The 3889-nt window shown below is 64.0% G+C and carries 4 protein-coding genes; 2 read left to right on the top strand and 2 right to left on the bottom strand.

What is annotated here, in order from left to right; genetic code table 11:
* Nucleotides 1-244: 244 nt before the first annotated feature.
* Complete coding sequence (zapA, locus tag AC16XC_RS10960) at nucleotides 245-547, bottom strand: cell division protein ZapA (RefSeq protein ID WP_484034696.1); 303 nt, start codon at nucleotides 545-547, stop codon at nucleotides 245-247.
* Entirely contained in the window at nucleotides 544-732 is a 189-nt protein-coding gene (locus AC16XC_RS10955; RefSeq protein WP_484034695.1) for a hypothetical protein, read from the bottom strand. Before AC16XC_RS10955 ends, zapA begins: the two co-directional genes overlap by 4 nt.
* Nucleotides 733-933: 201 nt before the next feature.
* Here AC16XC_RS10955 and tkt point away from each other — a divergent pair, with 201 nt between their 5' ends.
* Entirely contained in the window at nucleotides 934-2943 is a 2010-nt protein-coding gene (tkt, locus tag AC16XC_RS10950; RefSeq protein ID WP_484034694.1) for a transketolase, read from the top strand.
* Nucleotides 2944-2957: 14 nt separating this feature from the next.
* A partial coding sequence (gap, locus tag AC16XC_RS10945; RefSeq protein ID WP_484034693.1) for a type I glyceraldehyde-3-phosphate dehydrogenase occupies nucleotides 2958-3889 on the top strand: 932 nt, incomplete at its 3' end.

Below are 3889 nucleotides of genomic sequence, written 5' to 3'. Positions count from 1 at the left end.
TTTTGTTCGATGACGTTCGACATCGCGCCCCTTTGCCGGAGTGCCGTGTCGAAGGGAAGAGTGACGGGACCACCATGGGCCGGTGCCGGGGAAATCCTCTGACGCCTCAACGTCAGGTGGGAACCATGTGTGCCGGACCAAGATCCAGCCAGGGACAGTCCCCATGGATTGCTTATAGCCTCAGGGATGTTCGATCGGCGCGTACCGGGCAGTGCCCGTCACGCTGCATTTAGGCACATAAAGGTTAAGCCTCAAGGGCGTCGGCGAGTTTTTCGAGCCTTGTGGCGATCGCTTCGAGTTCGTCCTCTTCCTGCTGCGGCCCCTTGGCATTGGCTGGCGCAGGGCCGTTCTTCAGCTCGTGCACCTCGTCGGCCAGCAGCAGCGCGGCGAACAGCAGGGTGCGGGATTCGTTCTGCCCTGCGGCACTTCCCATCGCTGCCAGCTTTTCGTCGATCGAGCGTCCGAGTGCGGCAATATGCGCTTCCTGGCCGTCGGTGCAGGCAACCGTATAGGAACGTCCGCCGATCGTGAGGGTGATATTGCTCATCCCTCTAGAGACCCAATCAGGCGATCGAGGTCGGCGAGGCTGGCTTCGACCGTTTTGCGAAGTGCTGCATGGCGCGCGGCCAGCGCATTGTCGCCGCCCGGCGGCAGGCGCTTGCAGGCCGCCTCGATCCGGGCGGTTGCGGCCTCGATCCGGGCCAGTGCCTCGTCTGCCCTTGCGCTTCCCATACCGGCAACGCTAACCCAGACTTCCTATCGCTTGCAAAAGCTTGCGGCCCGATGCTGCAAGTTATCCTCTACTTTGATCGCGGCGGCCTTTGGGGAACGGATTCGCCCGCGCTTGACGGCAGCCAGAGGGTCCGCAAAGGAAACCGCGCGTCGAATCACGACCATCCAGCGCAATTCCGGCGCTTCGCAGGAGCAATCTTCATGAGTCTCGACCCGTCCCGCCTCGCGCCCATGGCCAACGCCATCCGCGCGCTCTCGATGGACGCGGTGCAGAAGGCCAATATCGGCCACCCGGGCATGCCGATGGGCATGGCCGATGTCGCAACCGTGCTGTGGTCGGACTACCTCAAATACGATCCCGCCGATCCGAAATGGCCCGATCGCGACCGCTTCGTGCTCTCGGCCGGCCACGGCTCGATGCTGATCTACGCGCTGTTGCACCTCACCGGCTACGCGCATCCGACGATGGACGAGATCCGCAATTTCCGCCAGCTCGGCAGCCCCTGCGCCGGCCATCCCGAGAATTTCCTGCTCGATGGGGTCGAATGCACCACCGGTCCGCTGGGGCAGGGTCTTGCGATGGCGGTGGGCATGGCGATTGCCGAGCGGCACCTCAACGCGCAGTTCGGCGACGATCTCGTCGATCACCGGACCTGGGTGATCGCGGGCGACGGCTGCCTGATGGAAGGCATCAACCACGAAGCGATCGGCCTGGCCGGGCATCTCGGGCTGGGGAACCTGATCGTGCTGTGGGACGATAACGACGTCACGATCGACGGTTCGACCGATCTTTCGACCAGCGAGGATATAGAGGCGCGCTACCGGGCCACGAATTGGCACACGGTGCGCTGCGACGGGCACGATCCGGCCTCGATCCGCCAGGCATTCGACGCAGCGCTGGCCGATCCGCGCCCGTCGCTGGTCGCCTGCAAGACCGTGATCGGCAAGGGCGCGCCCAACAAGCAGGGCACCTCGGCGGTCCACGGCAATCCGCTGGGCGAGGAAGAAATCGCGGCGGCGCGCGAATATCTCGGCTGGGAGCACGAACCTTTCGTCGTCCCTGACGACATCCTCTCAGACTGGCGCTCGCTCGGGGATGCCGGGGGCAGGGCGCATGCGGACTGGCAGGCGCGGCTCGAAAAGAGCGGCAGGAAAGCCGAATTCGAGAACTGGATGATGGGCGTGGCCGATCTCGCGGCGCCGGCGCTTGAGAAGCATATCTGCGAACTGGCGAAGGATCCGCCCAAGATCGCCAGCCGGGTGGCTTCGCAAAAGGCGCTCGAGCCGCTGACCGAGAAACTGCCCCAGCTGATCGGCGGATCGGCCGATTTGACAGGTTCAAACAATACCAAAACTTCGGCTACCAAACCACTGACAAAAGACGATTATTCCGGACGCTACATCTATTACGGCATCCGCGAATTCGGGATGGCCGCGGCGATGAACGGGATGGCGCTGCATGGCGGCATTGCGCCCTATGGCGGGACTTTCCTGATTTTCAGCGACTATGCCCGCAATGCGATCCGCCTGTCGGCACTGCAGCAGGTCGGGGTGGTCTATGTCATGACCCACGATTCGATCGGGCTGGGCGAAGACGGGCCGACCCACCAGCCGGTCGAGCAGCTGATGAGCCTGCGCCTCATTCCCAATCTCAACCTCTATCGCCCGGCCGATGCGATCGAGACCGCCGAATGCTGGGCATTGGCGTTGCAGACGCCCGAAACGCCTTCGATCATTGCCTTGTCGCGCCAGAACCTGCCCCCGGTGCGCGTGCCCCAAGGAAATTGGGGCGACGAGAACTGGAGCCAGTTCGACAATCGCTGCGCCAAGGGGGCCTATCGCCTGAAAGCGGCCGAGGCCACGCGCAAGGTGATCCTGCTGGCGACCGGGTCGGAAGTGGCGGTGGCGCTCGACACGGCCGCCCAGCTCGAGCAGCGGGGAATCGGCGCGGATGTCGTCTCGATGCCCTGCATGGAGCTGTTCGAAGCGCAGGATGCCGGTTATCGTGGCGAATTGTTGCCCGAGGACACGCTGATCGTGTCGATCGAGGCGGGTACGACCCTGGGCTGGGAACGCTACACGGGCAGGAACGGGCTCAATATCGGGCTCGACCGCTTCGGCGCCTCGGCGCCGGCGGCGGTCCTTTTTGAACATTTCGGCTTTTCCGCTGAGGCCATCGTGCCGAAGATCAAAGCGAAGCTGGCGGGTTAACAGGAGCAACTTTCATGGCGACCAGGGTAGCAATCAACGGATTCGGACGGATCGGGAGGCTTGTGGCGCGCGCCATCTTCGAACGCGCCGACGACGATTTCGAACTCGTTTCGATCAACGACCTCGCCGATGCCAAGGCCAATGCAGTGCTGTTCGCGCATGATTCGACCCATGGCCGGTTCCCGGGATCGGTCACCACTGACGGATCGAGCCTGACGATCAACGGCAAGCGGGTGATCGTCACCAGCGAGCGCAATCCCGGCGACCTCCCGCATGGCGACCAGGGGATCGACCTGGTGCTCGAATGCACCGGCTTTTTCCAGTCGGTCGAGGCGAGCCAGCCGCATATCGACGCCGGCGCCAGGCGGGTGCTGATCTCCGCCCCGGCCAAGGGCGATCTCAAGACGGTGGTCTACGGCGTCAATCACGGCATCCTGACCGGTGACGACCTGATCGTCTCGAATGCCAGCTGCACCACCAATTGCCTCGCCCCGGTAGCCAAGGTGCTGCACGAGACGGTCGGGATCGAACGCGGGATCATGACCACGATCCATTCCTATACCAATGACCAGCGGATGCTCGACCAGATACATTCCGACCTGCGCCGGGCGCGCGGCGGGGCGCAGAACATGATCCCGACCACCACCGGCGCGGCGCGCGCGGTCGGGCTGGTGCTGCCGGAGCTCAACGGCAAGCTCGACGGATCTTCGGTCCGGGTGCCGACCCCCAATGTCAGCCTGGTCGACCTGGTCTTCGTTCCCGGGCGCGACACGAGCAAGGACGAGCTCAACGCCGCGCTCAAGGCTGCTGCCGAAGGCCCGATGAAGGGCGTGCTCGATTATACCGACCAGCCGCTCGTCAGCTCGGACTTCAACCATTACCCGGCCAGTTCGACGGTCGACAGCCTTGAAACCTCGGTGCTCGAAGGCAAGCTTGCCCGCGTGGT

The sequence above is a fragment of the Candidatus Andeanibacterium sp. genome, assembly GCF_057143545.1.
This window is presented reverse-complemented; position numbering and strand designations above follow the sequence as displayed.